Raw genomic sequence first — 17917 nt, 5'->3', positions numbered from 1 at the left:
GCCGCGCGCCCCGCTGCAACTATTTTGCCGATACTCGACCCGGTTGTCTTCTCGCCCGACGTTGGGGGGACGAATGTGAGTGCTTTGCGTGCCTTGCGGCGCCGATTGTTGACGCCGAGCATGTCCGAGACCTTGATGGAGACCCGCGGCTTCCGGGTGAAGAACGAGGCCGGCAAGGAATTGCTGGAGACGGTCGGCCGGATGTTCCTCACCGGGTACGCCTTCGCCGTCGAGGCCCGGCACCCGCGGGACGCCGAAGAACACCTGGAAAAGCTGCCGACGCGGTTCAAGGGATTCGCCTACGAGGGCGCCGGAATGGGCTTCGCGGTCCTCGACGGAATGCCCTTCGGCCACTCGCGGCACGTCGAGCAGTTCCTGGAGGGCCGGGCCGCGGACCACATCTACATGGTCTACGTCGGCATCGGCTGGGCGATGGCCCGGCTGCCGCGGTTCTGCTGGCCCAAGAGCGCCTCGACCGACCCGCTGCTGCGCTGGCTGGTCCTGGACGGCTACGGCTTCCACCAGGCGTACTTCAAGACCGACAAGTACGTGCACGGCCAGTACGTCGACCGCGACTTCCCCTGGCCCGCCGAGGGGCCGCGGGCGTACACGAACCGCGCGCTGGACCAGGGCATCGGCCGCGCCATGTGGTTCGTCGGCGGCACCGACGCCGAGTACGTCGCGGACCTGATCGACGGGTTCGCCGAGCACCGCCGCGAGGACCTGTACGCCGGCGCCGGCCTGGCCGCCACCTACGCCGGTGGCGTGACCGAGGACGAGCTGGAGCTGTTCCGCCAGCGCTCCGGCCGCCACGCCGGGGTCGTCGCGCAGGCCGGCGCGTTCGCCGCCGAGGCCCGCGTGAAGGCGGGTCTGCTGGTGCCGCACACCGGCCTGGCCACGCAGGTGTTCTGCGGCACCACGCCGGAGAAGGCCGCGCAGGTCACCCAGGACGTCCGGCCCGCGCCGCCGATCACCGACGGCGCCGAGCCCGCGTTCGAGCTGTGGCGGCAAGCCATCGCCCGTCAGTTCGTCCACCAGGAAGGAGTCGGTTCGTGAGCGCCACCACCGGCTGGCTGCGCAGGCAACTACCCGGGATCCTCGCGCTGGTGCTGGTCGCCGCCACGTTCGCCGTGGCGCGCCTGCCCGAGTCGTCGGCCGCCGAGAAGCGGGACCTCGCGTCGAGCTTCGGGTTCGCGCCCGAGTCGATCGCCCTGCCCGGCGGCTACACCCAGCAGTCGATCCGCAAGGTCAACCAGGACTACAAGCACATCGACGCGTGGATCTCGTCGGTCGGCTCGGCCATCGCGATGAACGACCTCGACGGCGACGGCCTGTCCAACGACATCTGCTTCGTCGACGTGCGCATCGACCAGGTGATCGTCACCCCGGCCCCCGAGGCGGGCAAGAAGCCGCGCTACACCCCGTTCGCGCTCAGCGCCGGCTCCCTGCCGGTCAACGACGTGATGGCGCCGATGGGCTGCGTCCCCGGCGACTTCAACGAGGACGGCGCGATGGACCTCCTGGTCTACCTGTGGGGCCGCACGCCGATCCTGCACCTGGCCAAGTCCGACCAGAAGGCGCTGACCGCCGACTCGTTCGTGGCCACCGAGCTGGTGCCCGGCGCGACGAGCGGCACCTACGCGGGCCCGGAGTGGAACTCCAACTCCGCGACGGTCGCCGACTTCGACGGCGACGGCCACGACGACATCTACATCGGCAACTACTTCCCGCACGGTCCGGTGCTCGACCCGAGCAAGGACACCGGCGTGGAGATGAACGCCTCGATGTCGTTCGCGCTCAACGGCGGTGAGGACTACATCTTCGAGTGGACCGGCGGCACCGCCGGCGACAAGCCGACGGCGAGCTTCACCCGCCACGACGACGCGATCCCGCACGACGCGTCCAAGGGCTGGGTGCTGGCCTCCAGCTCCAACGACGTCGACGGCGACCTGCTGCCCGAGCTGTACCTGGCGCACGACTTCGGCCCGGACCGCATGCTGCACAACCGGTCCACGCCCGGCAAGTTCGAGTTCGCGCTCGTCGAGGGCACGCGCACGCCGTTCGAGCCGAAGTCCAAGAACGTCGGCGTGGACTCGTTCAAGGGCATGGGCGTCGACTTCGGCGACCTGAACGACGACGGCATCTACGACATGTACGTCAGCAACATCACGACGTCGTTCGGCATCGAGGAGAGCCACTTCGCGTTCCTGAGCACCGGCGAAGACGTCAAGTCGGCGCTGGAGGAGGGCACCGCGCCCTGGGAGGACGAGAGCGCGCCCCTGATGCTGGCCTGGTCGGGCTGGGGCTGGGACGTCAAGCTCGCCGACTTCGACAACAGCGGCGTCCTGGAGGTCGCGCAGGCCACCGGCTTCGTCAAGGGCGACGTCAACCGCTGGCCCCAGCTGCAGGAGCTGGCCACCGCGAACGACGCCCTGCTGGCCAACCCGGTGTGGTGGCCGTTCGTGACCGCGGGCGACGACGTCGGCGGCAGCCAGCGGTTCCACCTGTTCGCCAAGAACGCCGAGGGCCGCTACGACAACCTGTCCCCCTCGCTGGGCCTGGACATCCCGGTCCCCACCCGCGGCATCGCCACCGGTGACGTCGACGGCGACGGCCGGCTGGACATGGCGGTCTCCCGGCAGTGGGAGGACCCGGTGTTCTACCACAACACCGGCAAGTCCGACCACGGCTTCCTCGGGCTGCGGCTGACCCACGAGCAGGACGGCGACGACACCGTCGGCTCCCCCGTCATCGGCGCGCAGGTCACCATCAAGACCGCCGACGGGCGCACCCAGATCAACCGGGTCGACGGCGGCAGCGGCCACTCCGGCAAGCGCAGCCACGAGGTCCACTTCGGACTCGGTGACGCGGACGGCCCGGTGTCGGCGCACATCAAGTGGCGCGACCGCGACGGCAAGATCCACGAGCAGGACCTGACTCTGTCCGCGGGCTGGCACGACATCCAGCTCGGCGACCAGGCCAAGGAGAAGTGACGCACATGGCCGAGACCACAACGAGCCCGCCGCGGCACGACCCCAAGGTGGTCACCGCGCTCCGGCGGTTCGCGATCTCGATCACCATCTTCAACATCGTCGGCTACACGATCCTCGGGTTCGAGCAGCCCTGGCTGTGGCCGTTCATCGCGCTGGCCACCGGGTACGCGGTGGAGATCTTCCTGGAGATCATCGGCGCCCGCGTGGAGGGCCGCGCGCCGCGCTTCGCGGGCAACGGGTTCCGGGGGCTCATGGAGTTCCTCTACCCCGCGCACATCACCAGCCTCGCGATGAACATGCTGATCTACGTCAACGACAACCTGTGGGCGATGATCTTCGGCGTGACCGTGGCGGTCGGCGCGAAGTGGGTGCTGCGGGCGCCGGTGCGCGGCCGGATGCGGCACTTCATGAACCCGTCGAACTTCGGCATCACGGTGATCCTGCTGGTGTTCCCGTGGGCGTCCATCGCGCCGCCCTACCACTTCACCGAGCACGTCGGGACGTTCGTCGACTGGCTGATCCCGCTGATCATCATCACCGCGGGCACCATGCTCAACGGCATGCTGACCGGCCGGCTGTGGCTGATCCTGGCGTGGGTCGTCGGCTTCGCGCTCCAGGCGGTGATCCGCGGGTTCCTGCTGGACACCTCGATCCCCGCGGGCCTGGGCATGATGACCGGTGTGGCGTTCGTGCTGTTCACCAACTACATGGTGACCGACCCGGGCACCAGCCCGTCGCGGCCGGTGTCGCAGATCGCGTTCGGCGGCGGCGTGGCGGCGGTGTACGGCGTGCTGATGGGCATGTCGATCCCCTACGGCATCTTCTTCGCCACGGCGATCGTGTGCCTCATCCGCGGCGGCTTCCTGTGGGCGCTGGAGATCGTCGACCGCTCGCGGCGCGAGTGGGAGGCGCAGCAGAAGGCGCTCGCCGCCGCGGCCCCCGTTGAAGCGTCCACTGTGGACGCCGCGCTGAACGGCAACGGCGCGCCGAAGAAGACGACGGAGGTCGTGCCGACATGACCGGGATCGCGGCCGACGTCCGGCGGACGCCCCCGGGGCCTCCGCGCAGCGCGACACTGGGTCTGCTGAAGAAGTTGGCCGGGGACCGGCTGGCGCTGATGACGTCGGCCGCGAACCAGTACGGCGACGCCGTGAAGATGGCCATCGGGCCCAAGACGCTGTACTTCTTCAACCACCCCGACCACGCCAAGCACGTGCTGGCCGACAACGCGGCCAACTACCACAAGGGGATCGGCCTGGTGCACGCCCGCCGCGCGCTCGGCGACGGGCTGCTCACCAGCGAGGGCGAGCTGTGGCGCAAGCAGCGCCGGGCGACCCAGCCCGCGTTCCAGCACAAGCGGATCGCGCGGCAGGCGGGCGCGGTGGCCGAGTCGGCGGGCCGGCTCGTCGACCGGCTGCGCGCCGGGGTCGGCGGCCCGCCGCTGAACCTGATGGAGGAGATGACCGGCCTGACGCTGGACGTCCTCGGGCGCACCCTGCTCTCGGAGGACCTCTCGGAGTTCGAGCAGGTCGGCCACGCGTTCGAGGCCGTGCAGGACCAGGCGATGTTCGAGATGGTGTCGATGAGCATGGTGCCCATGTGGGTGCCGCTCCCGCACCAGCTCCGGTTCCGCAAGGCGCGCAAGGAACTGCGCCGGGTCGTCGACGAACTGGCGGCCCGGCGGGTGGCGCACGGCAGCGCCGACGGCGACGACGTGCTGTCCCGGGTGATGGCGTCGGTCGCCGAGGAGGCGGACCCCGCGTTCGGCACCCAGCGGCTGCACGACGAGCTGGTGACGCTGATGCTGGCCGGGCACGAGACGACGGCCAGCACGCTGGGCTGGACGTTCCACCTCCTCGACCGCCACCCGGAGGTCAAGGAGCGGGTCCGGGCGGAGGCGCGGTCGGTGCTCGGCGACCGCCTTCCGGAGTACGAGGACCTGCACGGCCTGCGCTACACGGCGATGGTCGTGGAGGAGGTCATGCGGCTGTTCCCGCCGGTGTGGATCCTGCCGCGGGCGGCGCAGGCGGACGACGAGGTGGGCGGCTACCACGTGCCCGCCGGCGCGGACGTCCTGATCTGCCCGTACACCCTGCACCGGCACCCGGCGTTCTGGGACGAGCCGGACCGCTTCGACCCGGAGCGGTTCAACCCGGACCTCACCCACGACCGGCCGCGCTACGCCTACATCCCCTTCGGGGCCGGCCCGCGGTTCTGCGTGGGCAACCACCTGGGGATGATGGAGGCCACCTTCACCATCGCCATGATCGCCCGCGAGCTGGACCTGCGGACGCTGCCCGGTTACGAGGTGGTGCCCGAGCCGATGCTGTCGCTGCGCGTGCGCGGCGGCCTGCCGATGACCGTTCACCCGGTCGACTGACCCCCGGCACCGGGTCCGGGTAAAGAGGGGCCGCTCTCCCCAACGGGAGAGCGGCCCTTTCCGTTCGCCCGAGGCAACCTTTCGGACACCGATCCATCGACCACTCGACGATTCGAGACACCGATCCGATCCGTCGACCCGCTCCGGACGTCCAAAGGGCCGCCCTCCCGTTGCAGGGGGCGGCCCTTTTGCTCGATCCCGGTTCGCGTTTTCGGTTGTCTCGCGCCGACGCCTTCGCCGTACCGCCCGTTGTCGGCGGGCCGGTCAGCAGGCGGCGTCGGCCCCCAGTGCGATGGTGCGCACGTCCAGGAGCGCAAGCAGGACCGGTGGGTCCAGCATGCAGATCGGACGCAGGTGGAGATCGGCGTGCGCGAACGGCACGCCGGGTCGGACGGTGATCGGCCCGTAGGAAGCGACCGACAGGGCCAGGTCCTCGGCGAACGGCCCGTCCCCCAGCATGGACTCGCGACCCGGCGCCACCGAGTGCGCCAGCAGGTGCCACGTCCCGGGCGGGACGTTGGTCAGCGTGTACGACCCCGGCCGGTGCAGGACGGAGCACCTGATCGGCGAGCCCTGCGGGATGCCGTCGGGGAACAAGCCGACGAAGATCAGCCCGGACGGCGACCCCAGCGGGGCCGAGATCTCACCCTGCACCGAGGCCGGCCGGGCGTCCACGGCGCGCCGGGCCATCGGGATGTGCGGGGCGAAGCCGCCGAGCTGGCGGTAGGTGGTCGGCGAGACGCCGACGCTGCTGCGGAACCGGGAGCTGAACGTGCCGACACTGGTGTAGCCGACGCGGTGGCTGATGTCGGTGACGGTCAGCGTGGTGGAGACCAACAGGCGTTTGGCTTCTTGTAATCGGATAGCCGCCAGGAACCGCCCCGGGGAGACCCCGGTCACCCGTTGGAACGCCCGCGAGAAGTGAAACTTGCTGTAATTCGCGGTCCGCGCCATGTCGTCGATGGTGAACTGCTCACCTATGTTCTGGTGCATGAAGTCGATTACCCGACCGACCGCTCGCTCTATAACTTCCCCCACTACCAAGGCCCCCATTCGCGCAGATGCTTGCAGAGGTGACTCGGAAACTGCGCGACAGGTTGCCCCGGACGGCGGCGTATGCGTGGTGATCCCCATTGATCACCACGCGAATGCAGTGCAGCCTCTAAAGGCCCCCAGTAGCGCACTACCCGGAAAAGCTACCAGCGCTCGACAGCCTGCGCAAGGTGCGAGAACGTGCTTCCGATGAGCATTTCAAGATCAACCGGCACACCCCTCCGCAAAACCCGCCCCAGTGCGGTCTGCAAGTACGGACGGCCGTATATGCATGCCCGCCGCGGCGCGGTCGGCGCCCATTGTCGATCAACCCGGGCAGGCCACCGCGACAGCATTTCGCCCGATTAGGACAATGCCCGGACGACTGGTAACGGTGCGGTGTTCGGAGCAGTCCGGACGACGTCCACCGGACCAGCGGAGGCCTGCGGACATCCTATTGCGTCGAGCACGGCAAGCAGGAAGAAGCGTCGTCCGGCGGCTGCCCGGACGATGGTGAAGACGCCGGGGGCGACGGCCGCCGACGTATTCGAAGGGGCCGAATACCGGTGTTCCACCTACCCTCGGCCTCCTTTTTCGCCACCCCGAGGAAGGACCTGCCGTGCAATCCGAGACCGTGCCGGACCGGGCCACCCGGACCATGACCCTGGAAGCATTCGCCGACACGATCGTGCCCGGGGTGAAGCGTTCACCGGAGGACCGCGCCATCGCGGGCGCCGCCGACGACGACGGCGCGGTCGTGGCGGGCGCGGTCGAGCTGCTGGAGACGCCCGCCGCGGGTGTCGTCGACGGGCTCGACAGCCTCACCGTGATGCTCAACGGGCACGCCACCGACTACGCGGCGGAACACGGCCTGGAGCTGGACGACGACGTCCCGCCGTTCGTGGCGCTGTCCTACGAGCACCGGATCGCGCTGGTGGCCCGGCTGGTGGCGCCGGGCCACCCCGAGAAGGACGGCTGGGTGGCGCTCGCGCTGTTCAGCAACATGGCCTTCGACACCGGCGCCCACCTGCACACGCTCGACGCGATGGCCCAGGGCCACCCCGGCCTGCGCTCGATGAAGTTCGCCCAGCCCGACGCGGACGGCCTGTGGCGCTTCCCGGCCTACTCCTACGGGAGGCCGCTGGCCCGCCGGCACCCCGGCACCACGCCGTCCGGCAACCCCGCCTGACCAGCCCACCCGCGAGGGGGACGTCCCCTCGCCCCGTACGCCGTGCCGGTCGGGCCCGGCGATTGGAGTTTCGATGACGAGCACCGAAAGCACCGACGTCCTCATCGTCGGCAGCGGGTTCGGCGGCGCGATCGCCGCCTACCACCTCGCCGCGGGCGGCGCCAAGGTCACCGTGCTGGAACGCGGGCCCTGGTTGGAGAGCAAGGACTTCGAGCACGACTACCTGCTGGGCTCCTCGTACACCCGGATCTTCGACTTCGTCGTCGGCGACGGCATGAGCCTGCTCGGCGGCAACTGCGTGGGCGGCGGCAGCGTCGTGTACTTCGCCGCCATGCCCCGCGCGCCGCGGTTCATCTTCGAGCGCAAGGGCAGCATCGGCCGGCGGATGTGGCCCTCGGCGATCAACCGCGACACCCTCGACCCCTGGTACGACAAGGTCAGCGAGGCGCTGCCGATCACCAAGCAGGACTGGGACGAGGTCACCTACGCGGGCGGCCTGTTCGCCGCGGCGTGCAACCACGCGGGCCGCACCGCGAACCCGGTGCCGGTGGCCATCGACACCAAGCTGTGCACCAACTGCAACTGGATGATGGCCGGCTGCAAGTTCGACGCCAAGCGGTCGCTGCTGCTCAACTACCTGCCCGCGGCCCTGGCGCACGGCGCGGAGATCCGGCCGCTGCACGAGGTGCAGAAGCTGGTCCGCACCGAGGACGGCGGCTACCGCGTCAGCTACAACGTCATCCACGACGTCGACTACCGGGTGAGCGTGGGCAGCGGCGAGATCGACGCCAAGATCGTGATCCTGGCGGCCGGCGCGGGCGCCACCCCGGTTATCCTCCAGCGCTCGGAGGACACCCTGGGCAAGATGCCGCACGCGGTGGGCCGCTACTTCTCCGGCAACGGCGAGCGGCTCAACACCGCGATCATCGACGAGGACAAGGCGCGCGACCTGCTCGGCCTCTCGCGCGAGGACAACCTGTCCTACGCGGCCAACCAGATCGGCAAGGGCCCGTGCGTCGCGAGCTGGGACAACCTCGACGGCTCGCTGCCGGAGTTCTCCCGGTTCTGCCTGGAGCAGCTGTACTTCCCGCCCGGGTTCGGCACCATCCTGGCGCAGACCCCGGACGCGCTGCCCGGCACGCCCACGTGGTTCGGCGCGGAGAAGAAGAAGATCGTCGAGCAGTGGCAGTCGTGGCTGACCATCTTCTCCATGACCGAGGACGACAACGAGGGCGTCTTCGGCACCCCGCCGCCCACCGGCAACGCGGTCCGCATCTCCCAGCAGATGCTGGGCCGGGGCCCGATCCGCTACAACCCCACCGAGAACACGCTGTACGGGTGGCGGCAGGCGGACGCGGCGGTCAAGGCCATCATGGAGAAGGACGGCCTGTCGAAGGTCATGCCGTGGACCAACGACGTGGTCGGCGCGTACACCGTGCACCCGCTGGCGTCGTGCCGCATCGGCGACGACCCGGAGACCTCCGCCCTGGACGACCGGCACGAGCTGCGCGGCCACCCGGGCATCTTCGTCACCGACGGTTCGGCCGTCCCCGGCGCGCTCACCGTGAACCCGGCGCTGACCATCGCGGCCCTCGCCGAGCGCGCGATCCCGGGCATCGTGAAGGCCCTGCGCGACCGCGGCGTGGACGTCACCTACGGCGCCCCGTCCCCCGACGGCGAGACCAGCGGCCGGCGCGGCGTGGCCCCGCTGGTCCGGGACCTGGTCCGGGACTGAAAAGCTCGAGTTGATCCACCCCGGCCGGGGCGCGGCCGGTCCCCTCTCGGGACCCCCGCGCCCGGGCCGGTTCTCTTCACCCGGCGCACTCGACACGCGTCGTGCGCCTCATCGACGAAAACGCCGTACTACGACCGGTGTTCGTGGTAGGCATTGCGTCGGTTGCATGACCAGACCTACCCAACCGCCAGCCGACCAGGGAGTACTCCGATGGGCAGGATCGTCCGAGCGGCGCTGCGCCAGTCCCTGAACCAGATTCGGCACATCAAGCCCGTTCACCCGAACGCCGCAACCGGCCCGGTCGCCGCCGTCTACGCCGAGGTCGAGTCCGACTTCGGGATGCTGGCGCCGCCGGTCGCGCTGCACTCCCCCGCCCCGGACGCCCTGGCGGCGGCCTGGTCGCTGCTCCGCGAGACGCTCGTGGCCGCCGGCAACGCGCCGCGCGCGGCCAAGGAGGCGGTCGCGGCGGCCGTGTCGCGGTCCAACACGTGCCCCTACTGCGTCACCGTGCACACCGCGACCCTGCGAGGGCTGACCGACACGTCGTTCGACGCCGTCGAGGCTTGGGCCGACCGGTCGTCCACGGTGCGGCCGTTCGCCGACGACCAGTTGCCCGAACTGCTGGGCGTCGCCGTCACGTTCCACTACCTGAACCGGGTGGTGAACGTGTTCCTGGGCGAGTCACCACTGCCGTCCGGCGCGCCCGCCGTCGCCGGGAAGTTCCTCGGCCGCTTCATGGGTTCGCACGCCCGCGCGGAGCACCCGCCGGGCACGTCCCTGCGCCTGCTGCCCGAGGCCCCGACGCCGCCGGACCTCGCGTGGAGCGCGGGCAACCGGGTCGTCGAGGACAGCCTGGGCCGGGTCGCCGCCGCCTTCGACGCGGGCGGCGCGCGCGTGCTGTCCGATGCCGTGCGCGAACTCGTGCTCACCCGGCTGGCCGACTGGGACGGCACCGCCCCCGGCATCAGCCGCGCCTGGGTGACCGACGCCGTCGCCCCGCTGCCCGCCGAGGACCGCCCCGCCGCGACCCTGGCCCTCCTCGTGGCCATGGCGTCCTACCAGGTCGACGACGACACCGTGGCCGCGTTCGGCCGCGACGACCGGTCCCTGGTGCAACTGGTGTCCTGGGCCGCTTTCGCGGCGGCACGCCGGATGTCGACCCTTCTGCACCGAACGACGGAGGTGTGACATGACCGGCGTCAACCCGTGGCGGGCGCTCGCCGTGCTGTGCCTGGCAAACTTCCTGATCCTGCTCGACACCACGATCGTCAACACCGCGGCGCCGGACATCATGGCGGGCATCGACGCGGGCATCGACGAGATCCTGTGGGTGCTCAACGGCTACCTGCTGGCGTTCGCGTCGCTGCTCATCGTCTTCGGCCGACTGGGTGACCTGGTCGGCCCCCGGCGCGTGTTCGTCGCCGGCCTGGTGGTGTTCACCGCCGCGTCCGTCCTGTGTGGACTCGCCGCCGACCCGGCGCTGCTGATCGCCGCCCGGGTGCTGCAAGGCGTCGGCGCGGCGGCGTTGACCCCGCAGGCGCTCACGCTGATCTCCAGCATCTTCCCGGCGGAGCGGCGGGGCGCGGCGTTCGGCATCTTCACCGCGGTCGCGGGCGTGGCGTCGGTGAGCGGCCCGACCCTGGGCGGCCTGCTGATCACCGAGTTCGGCTGGCAGTCGGTGTTCTACATGAACGTCCCGTTCGGCATCGTGGGCGTGGTCCTGGCGCTGCGCCTGGTGCCCGAGCTGCGCTCCGGCCGCCGGCCGCGGTTCGACGGGGTGGGCGTCGCGCTGGCCACCGTCGCGCTGCTGTGCCTCGTGTACGGCCTGGTGGAGGGCGAACGGCACCACTGGGGCGTGATTTCCGGCGTGATCAGCATCCCCGCGATCCTCACCGTCGCCGTGCTGCTCGGCGTGGCGTTCGTGTTGTGGGAGCGCCGCCAGCGGGAACCGCTGGTGCCGTTGGAGCTGTTCCGGAACCGGAACTACTCGGTGGCCACGGGGATCACGCTGATCACGTCGTTCTCGATGTACGGCCTGCTGCTGGTGTTCGTCATCGAAACCCAGACGCTGCTGGGCATGAGCCCGCTGATGTCGGGCGTGACCGCCCTGCCGTGGACCATCGCTTTGAGCGCTGTGGCGCCCGTAGGCGGGCGTTTGGCCGACCGGGTGGGTGGTCGCCTGCCCCTGACCGTGGGCCTCGTCCTGTACGCCGTGGGCGTGCTGGGAGTCGCCTTCATCCCGGACAGCACATCGGGTTTCGGCACTTACGTGGCACCCATGCTCTTGACCGGCGTGGGCATGGGCCTGGCCCTGGCTCCCGCCACCACCGAGGCGATGCGCGGCGTGCTCCCGCCCCTGGCGGGCGCGGCCTCGGGCGTGCTCAACACGGCCCGCCAGACCGGCGCGGCCCTGGGCGCGGCCGTGATCGGCGCGGTCCTGCAGAACCGCCTGGTCTCCGCGCTGCGCGAAGAGGCGCAGGCGCTGGCCGAACGCCTCCCGGAGTCCGTGCGCCCCAGGTTCCTGTCGAGCTTCGAGGAGGCCGCCGCGCACGGCCTGCGCCTCGGCTCGGGCCAGCAGGGCGGGATCACCGTGCCGCCGGACCTGCCTCCCGACCAGCAAACCCTCTTCACGGACCTGACCCGGGAGGCGTTCGGCTCGGCTTTCATCACCGCCGCCCGCCCGGCCCTGATCGTCGCGGCGGCGGCCCTGGTCGTGGGCGCCTTCCTGGCCACCCGCCTGACCCGCCACCCCACATCGGCCGCCACACCCAGCCCGACTCCGGCCGAACCTTAAAGCGGTCGCTCATGGGCGAATTCGGGGGGTTGTCGCGGAACGCATTCTTTCGAGGCACGACGAAAATGTCCTCCGACACCCCCCGGACACAGCCGGTTCAGCCCGGCCGAGGTGTCGACCGGGCTGGAACCGACGTTCAGCCGGTCATCACTCGCCCGGCAGCGGCGTGTCCGCCAAGCGGCCGTTCTGGTAAGCGGAGACCAGCCACTTCCCGTCCTGCTTGGCGAACACCCAGGTGGCGCGGAGCGCGCGCTCGGGCGACGGGACGGACTGCCCCGGCGCGAGCACTCCGCCCTCGGTGATGACCACCGCGGCGTCGTCGGAGATGATCTTCGTGTCGACGATGTTCTGCAGCAGCGTGGTGCCCTTGTGGGCGGTCTTGAACTGCTGGACCGCCACCTGCCGGATGACCTCGCGACCGCGGAAGAAGCGGTCGCCGGACAGCACCATGGTGGCGTCGGCGGTGTAGGAGTCGGCGAACCGGTCGGGGTTGTTGTCGGCCCACGCCTCGGCGACGCCGTCGATGACGGCTTTGAGTTCCACGCCGGTGGCTTCGTTGGCGATGGTGGTCATGCTGTCGTGCCTCCGGTTGTGCGCTAGCGGAATTCCCGTGGTCATATCGTTGGGCATTGCGCCCGCGCCGGGCATCTCCGAGATTGCTCTGGAAATACCAACCGCCCACGTTTTCGGGCAGCCCTGGATCAACCAACCCGTTGCCCCGCCGGGATCAGCCGGCGGCGGCCAACCGGTGGATCGGGAACAACCCGAGGAACCGTTCCGCCCGCTCGCGATCGCCCGCAACGGACAATTCACCCGCCGCGACCGCCTCGGCCGGGCTGACCTTGCCCCGCATGACCGCGTTCAGCGTCTCCGGAGCGGCCGTCACCACCGCGTCGGGACCCTCGGGCTCGCCGCGCGTGACGTCGATGGCGTCCGGTGTCAACGCCACCGTGAACGAGTACTCGCCCATCCGCAGCACGACCCGGCCGGTGAACCCCTCCGTCCGCGCCGGGTCGAACCGGGCCTTGAGCGACAGCGCCAGGGCGTCGGGGTTGATCGGCGCGTCGTCGCGCAGCGTCGGCGACTGGCAGCCCCACCGGCCCAGGGCGACCACCACCGGCTCCAACTCCTGGCCCCACTCGGTGAGTTCGTAGACCCACGCGGCGGCCGGCGGCGGGAGCTTGCGCCGGCGGACCACGCCCGCGCCGTCCAGTTCCCGCAGCCGCTGGGACAGCACGTTGGGACTGGCGCCCGGCATCCCGGCCCGAAGGTCGGTGAACCGCTTCGGGCCGAGCAGCAACTCGCGGATGATCAGCAAAGCCCAGCGCTCGCCCACGAGGTCGAGGGCGTGCGCCGCGGCACACCCGTCGTCGTACTTGCGCTTGGTGGACATGAAACCCACCGTACCAGCGGTGGTCCTGCACTGTGAGACCACGGTTGTTTTTCAGGACCAGATGGTTGTAGATTCCAACACCGGTTGCCGCTCGAGCCCGCCGGCCTTCCCCCGCCGACGAGCCCCCAACGGCGGCCCGGTGTTCGACCGCTCCCGGGGCGGTCGAACACCGCGACGTCCCCCACAAGACGTTCGCTGTCGGCCCACCACCCCACGCGCAGGGGGTGGTGGGCCGGCGGCGGCGTCCTCCGGCGGAGTCGACCCGCACACCGGCAACGACCGCGCACCCCCCGATCGCGCCGCACGACGTCGCACCGGCCGCCGAATGCCCCGTCCCGTGCCCGCCCCACACCCGGGCGCACCGGGCACGAGGACTCGCCGGAACCGGGTGGGGCGACGGCCTCCGGCAAGTGGTCCCGCTCGGCGCGCGCATTCGCCCGAACGGCCCTTCTTTCGAATTGCTCTCTCCGCCGTTGAGCGTTTTCCCAGGTAAACCCGGCCGGTAGCGTTTTTCCCGCCGGAAGTTCTCCACCGTGGACCGGTAAGGAGCCTGGAGGATCTGTGGCCGACACCCACGTCCATTCGCACGCGGCCGGTGGCGAGGCGGGGACGCTCAACACCCGCCACCACAAGCTCGCGCTCTACGCCTTCCTGTTCGTCGTCCTCGCGCACTGGGCCGAGCACCTCGCCCAGGCGTTCCAGATCTACGTCATGGACTGGGCCGTCCCCAACGCCAAGGGCGTGCTCGGCCTGTGGTTCCCGTGGCTGATCACGTCCGAGGTCCTGCACTACGGGTTCGCGCTGGTCATGATCGTCTCGCTGTTCGCGCTGCGGAAGGGCTTCGTCGGCCGCGCGCGCACGTGGTGGACGATCGCCCTGGTGCTGCAGTTCTGGCACCACATCGAGCACCTGCTGCTGATCATGCAGTCGTCCACCGGCGTCAACCTGCTGGGCCGCCCGGTGCCGACGAGCATCGTGCAACTGCTGGTGCCGCGCGTCGAACTGCACCTGTTCTACAACTTCATCGTGTTCGTGCCGATGGTGGTCGCGATGGTGCTCCACGCGCGCCCGAACTCCGAGGAACGCGCGCAGATGCAGTGCACGTGCGCGGTGCCGGCGACGGTCTGACCGGTGCACGGCCACGGCGGTGGGGCGGTCGGGCTGCCCCTGGGCTTCACCCTGTTGCGGCTCGTCCTCCTCATCGCCGTGACCATCGCGGCCGGGTGGGCGCTGACCCGCCCGTTCTCCTCGACCGGCACCCGCACCAGGCAGGTGGTCACCGCCGCGGCGGCGGCCGGCGGGGTGGTCTCCCTGCTCGTCGCCGACGCGCGGTGGCTGCCCGCGCCGGCCGCCGCGGCGGTGTTGCTGTGCCTGTGCACGCCGCCGTTGCTGCGTGACCGGTTCGCCGTCGTCGCCCGGTGCGTGGTGGCACTGGTGGTCTTGGTCGCGACCGCCGCTCTCGTGTGGTTCACCGGTCCCCCGCTGGCCGGCGCGCACGTGGTCCTGATGGCGGGTTTCGCCGGTGTGGCTTGGATCGCGCTGTGCCCTCCCACGTTGATGGCCCGCCTGGTGGGCGTCGGTCTGGGCATGGCGCTGCTGGTCAGCCTCGCCCAGATCACCATGGCCGGTCACCTGGTCACGCCACCGTCCGGCCGCCCCGTCCTGACCCGGGTGGCCGTCGGCAACACCCCGGTGGACGTCCTCGTCGTCCCGCACCGCCCCGGCTGGAACCTCCTGCACACCGCCGGCGCCCTGAAGGTCGGCAACGCCCCCAACGCCCTCGTCGAGACCCGGGAACACCCCGGCGCCAGCGGCCGGTGGGCTTTGGTGTGGTTGGGCGAAGTCCGCACCTCACTGTGGCTGGAACGCGATGGCGCACGCGCGACCATGCCGGTCGACCCGGGCAAAACCCCTTGGGACGGCCCGGACATCCGCGGCCCCGAGGGTCCGGAGCACGCCAGCGCGGTCCTGGCGTCCTTGCTCACCGGCAAACCCGCCGACCTGCCCTGGCCCACCCTGACCGACTCGGACGCCGCCGCCTTGCGCGCCGCCGTCGCCGCGATGCCCGGCCCGTTCGCCATCTCCCGCGACTCCTCGGAGCGCTCCGCCAAGGCCGAAGAGGTCGTGCGCGCCGAAGCAACCCTCCGCGGCGTGCCGATCCTCGACTCCGCCCCAGACGTCCTCGTCCTGGGCGGACACCCGAAGCCGGGCCGAACCCACCCGGCCCCCTGGCTGCGTCCACCGGACCTGACGTCCCCGGAAGCCCAGCGCTACGCCCGCGCTTTGGCCGACGCCTTCCCCGGCGAAGCCCCCACCGCCGCCGGCCTCGCCGCCTGGACCGCCGGCCGCACCCAATAACCCCCGCTGTGTCTGGAGCAATGCGGGAGATGCGGTCGACCACCCGTTCGCCGTAGCGTGGCCCGATGCGGGTCTACGACATGCTCGTCGACGAGCGGTTGCGGATGGCGGATTTCCTGGAGTCGCTGAGCGCCGAGCAGGCGCGGACGGCGAGTCTGTGCGACGGGTGGACCGTCCACGACGTCGGTGCGCACCTGGTGACCTACCTCAGGTTCGGGCAGGCCAAGCTGTACTGGGCGATCGCGACCACGGCCGCGAACTTCGACGAGTACAACCGCAAGCTCACCGCGCGCGAGGCGCGACTGTCCACTGTGGAGGTCGCCGGGCGGCTGCGCAAGTGGGCGAGGTCGAAGACGACGATCCCGCGGGCCGGGTTCGAGCCGATCCTGGCGGACATCGTGCTGCACGACCTGGACGTGCGGATGCCGCTGGGCGTCGGGCGCACGATCCCCGAGGACCGGTTGTTCGTGGTCTTCCAGCACCTCGCCGAACGCCCCTCCCCCGGGTTCTCGATGGGGTCCCGGCTGCACGGGCTGCGGCTGGAGGCCGTGGACACCGGGTGGACGCACGGCAGCGGCCCGCTGGTCCGCGGCGACGCCGAACCGCTGGTGCTGGCGATGAGCGGCCGGCCGGAGGGGTTCGACCGCCTCGAAGGGGACGGGCTCGCGGTGCTGCGCGAGCGGGTCACCGCCCCGCCGCCGCGTGGCGCGGGCGAGCGGATGATGGCAGTGGTCCGGCAGGCGTTGAACCGGCACTGACCAGCGCGCTTGATCGGTGAACGGGGGCCGGCGACCGGGTGGACGTGATCCGCATCGCAGTGTCACACATTGCTTTCTTAGGTAAGCCTTGCTTCACTTGCGACGCCTCAAGCCCCAGTGCACGTCCACCGAAAGGGTGTTGCCATGTCTCGCAGGGTTCGTCTGTCCGGCAGAGCGCTCCGGGCCTTCTCCGCGGGTTCGCTCGCGGCCGTGCTCGGGTTCGGCCTGATCGCGTGCGGCGAGGTCAAGGACGCCTCCACGCAGACGACCTCCTCGTCGAGCGCGGGTTCCACGGCCTTCCCGGTGACCATCGAGCACAGTTTCGGCAAGGCCGAGATCACCAAGGAGCCGACCAAGGTCGTCGTCGTCGGCACCGCGACCGACGACCTCGACGCCGCGATCGCGCTGGGCGTGACCCCGGTGGCGTTCTTCAACAAGTCCGGCGGTGACGCGGTCCCCAGCTGGCTCAAGGGCAAGCTCGACCCGGCCAAGACCAAGATCGTCGACGCGGCGGCGGGCGTGGACCCCGAGCAGGTCGGCAAGTTCACGCCGGACCTGATCCTGGCCACGTCGTCCTACGGCCTGGAGCAGGAGTACCCGAACCTGGCCAAGCTCGCGCCGACCGTCGGCTACGCCACGGACTGGGGCAAGCAGACCTGGCAGGAGCACGTCCAGGTGGTGGCCAAGGCGCTGGGCAAGTCCGCCGAGGGTGACAAGGTCATCTCCACCACGCAGGCCGCGATCGACAAGTTCAAGGCCGACCACCCGAAGGCCGCCGGCAAGACCTTCACCGCGTCGGTCGGCAACACCGCGGGCAAGATGTTCACCCTGGTGTCCAAGGAGGACTTCGCGGTCCGCCTGATCGAGCAGACCGGCCTGGCGCTGAGCCCGACCGTCGCCGACGCGACCAAGAACGAGTCCGGCAGCCCGACCGGCACGCTCAACCCGGAGCAGTACGACAAGCTGGCCGCCGACCTGGTGATCGTCGCGTTCACCACCCCGGACCTCAAGCAGGCCTTCGAGGCCAACCAGCTCGTCGCGTCCGTCAAGTCCGGCAACTACCTGTCGGTCGACATGGAAACCATCTCGGCGCTGCGCTACCCCACCGCCCTGGACATCCCGTGGGTGCTGGAGAAGCTCAAGCCGGGCGTCGACAAGATCGCCTGACGCAGGCAGCCGGAAGGGGCGCGCTTCCACCAGGAGGCGCGCCCCCTTCGGCGTTCCCACGAGCCTGGCGCCGAAGGGCTGCCCAGCCACAGGAAGGGCCTCGGGGGCCTGCCGCGCG

15 protein-coding genes are annotated in these 17917 nt (G+C 70.6%); 12 read left to right on the top strand and 3 right to left on the bottom strand.

Annotation, left to right across the window (positions count from 1 at the left end):
• Positions 1-75: 75 nt before the first annotated feature.
• Genes RIN75_RS33305 through RIN75_RS33290 form a run of 4 tightly spaced genes read left to right on the top strand, consistent with a single transcriptional unit; the run spans position 76 to position 5373 of the window.
• Positions 76-1056, top strand: a complete 981-nt coding sequence (locus tag RIN75_RS33305; RefSeq protein WP_309116046.1) for a DUF1702 family protein — start codon at positions 76-78, stop codon at positions 1054-1056.
• A complete protein-coding gene (locus RIN75_RS33300) occupies positions 1053-2993 on the top strand; it encodes a CRTAC1 family protein (RefSeq protein WP_309116045.1) in 1941 nt (646 codons plus the stop codon). The genes RIN75_RS33305 and RIN75_RS33300 overlap by 4 nt, the downstream gene beginning before the upstream one ends.
• 5 nt (positions 2994-2998) lie before the next feature.
• Positions 2999-4012 carry an enediyne biosynthesis protein gene (locus tag RIN75_RS33295; RefSeq protein ID WP_309116044.1) on the top strand — a complete coding sequence of 338 codons (1014 nt, stop codon included), beginning with the start codon at positions 2999-3001 and terminating at the stop codon, positions 4010-4012.
• Entirely contained in the window at positions 4009-5373 is a 1365-nt protein-coding gene (locus RIN75_RS33290) for a cytochrome P450 (protein WP_309116043.1), read from the top strand. The genes RIN75_RS33295 and RIN75_RS33290 overlap by 4 nt, the downstream gene beginning before the upstream one ends.
• Positions 5374-5637: 264 nt before the next feature.
• Here RIN75_RS33290 and RIN75_RS33285 read toward each other — a convergent pair whose 3' ends face one another.
• Positions 5638-6366: a helix-turn-helix transcriptional regulator gene (locus RIN75_RS33285; RefSeq protein WP_309116042.1), complete on the bottom strand. Its 729-nt coding sequence runs from the start codon at positions 6364-6366 to the stop codon at positions 5638-5640.
• 697 nt (positions 6367-7063) lie between these two features.
• Between RIN75_RS33285 and RIN75_RS33280 the strand changes: the two genes are divergently transcribed.
• From RIN75_RS33280 to RIN75_RS33265, 4 genes are all read left to right on the top strand, one after another.
• Positions 7064-7594, top strand: a complete 531-nt coding sequence (locus RIN75_RS33280) for a DUF5987 family protein (protein WP_309116060.1) — start codon at positions 7064-7066, stop codon at positions 7592-7594.
• Between the two features lie 73 nt (positions 7595-7667).
• On the top strand, positions 7668-9329 hold the full coding sequence (locus RIN75_RS33275; RefSeq protein ID WP_309116041.1) for a GMC family oxidoreductase: 1662 nt from the start codon (positions 7668-7670) through the stop codon (positions 9327-9329).
• Positions 9330-9539: 210 nt separating this feature from the next.
• Positions 9540-10517: a carboxymuconolactone decarboxylase family protein gene (locus tag RIN75_RS33270; protein WP_309116040.1), complete on the top strand. Its 978-nt coding sequence runs from the start codon at positions 9540-9542 to the stop codon at positions 10515-10517.
• A 1-nt stretch (position 10518) separates the two neighbouring features.
• On the top strand, positions 10519-12123 hold the full coding sequence (locus RIN75_RS33265; protein WP_309116039.1) for a DHA2 family efflux MFS transporter permease subunit: 1605 nt from the start codon (positions 10519-10521) through the stop codon (positions 12121-12123).
• A gap of 147 nt (positions 12124-12270) precedes the next feature.
• On the opposite strand, the gene RIN75_RS33260 is transcribed toward RIN75_RS33265, so the two are convergent.
• Together RIN75_RS33260 and RIN75_RS33255 are read right to left on the bottom strand one after the other, a co-directional pair.
• Complete coding sequence (locus tag RIN75_RS33260; protein ID WP_309116038.1) at positions 12271-12696, bottom strand: SgcJ/EcaC family oxidoreductase; 426 nt, start codon at positions 12694-12696, stop codon at positions 12271-12273.
• A 154-nt stretch (positions 12697-12850) separates the two neighbouring features.
• Entirely contained in the window at positions 12851-13516 is a 666-nt protein-coding gene (locus RIN75_RS33255) for a winged helix-turn-helix transcriptional regulator (protein ID WP_309116037.1), read from the bottom strand.
• Positions 13517-14077: 561 nt separating this feature from the next.
• On the opposite strand from RIN75_RS33255, the gene RIN75_RS33250 reads away from it, so the two are divergent.
• From RIN75_RS33250 to RIN75_RS33235, 4 genes are all read left to right on the top strand, one after another.
• Complete coding sequence (locus tag RIN75_RS33250; protein ID WP_309116036.1) at positions 14078-14644, top strand: hypothetical protein; 567 nt, start codon at positions 14078-14080, stop codon at positions 14642-14644.
• Positions 14645-14647: 3 nt separating this feature from the next.
• Positions 14648-15874, top strand: a complete 1227-nt coding sequence (locus tag RIN75_RS33245; RefSeq protein WP_309116035.1) for a DUF6239 family natural product biosynthesis protein — start codon at positions 14648-14650, stop codon at positions 15872-15874.
• A gap of 65 nt (positions 15875-15939) precedes the next feature.
• Positions 15940-16632 carry a maleylpyruvate isomerase family mycothiol-dependent enzyme gene (locus tag RIN75_RS33240; RefSeq protein ID WP_309116034.1) on the top strand — a complete coding sequence of 231 codons (693 nt, stop codon included), beginning with the start codon at positions 15940-15942 and terminating at the stop codon, positions 16630-16632.
• A gap of 144 nt (positions 16633-16776) precedes the next feature.
• Entirely contained in the window at positions 16777-17799 is a 1023-nt protein-coding gene (locus RIN75_RS33235; protein ID WP_309116033.1) for an ABC transporter substrate-binding protein, read from the top strand.
• Positions 17800-17917: the final 118 nt, after the last annotated feature.

The sequence above is a fragment of the Saccharothrix sp. genome, assembly GCF_031180885.1.
Taxonomy (GTDB): domain Bacteria; phylum Actinomycetota; class Actinomycetes; order Mycobacteriales; family Pseudonocardiaceae; genus Actinosynnema.
This window is presented reverse-complemented; position numbering and strand designations above follow the sequence as displayed.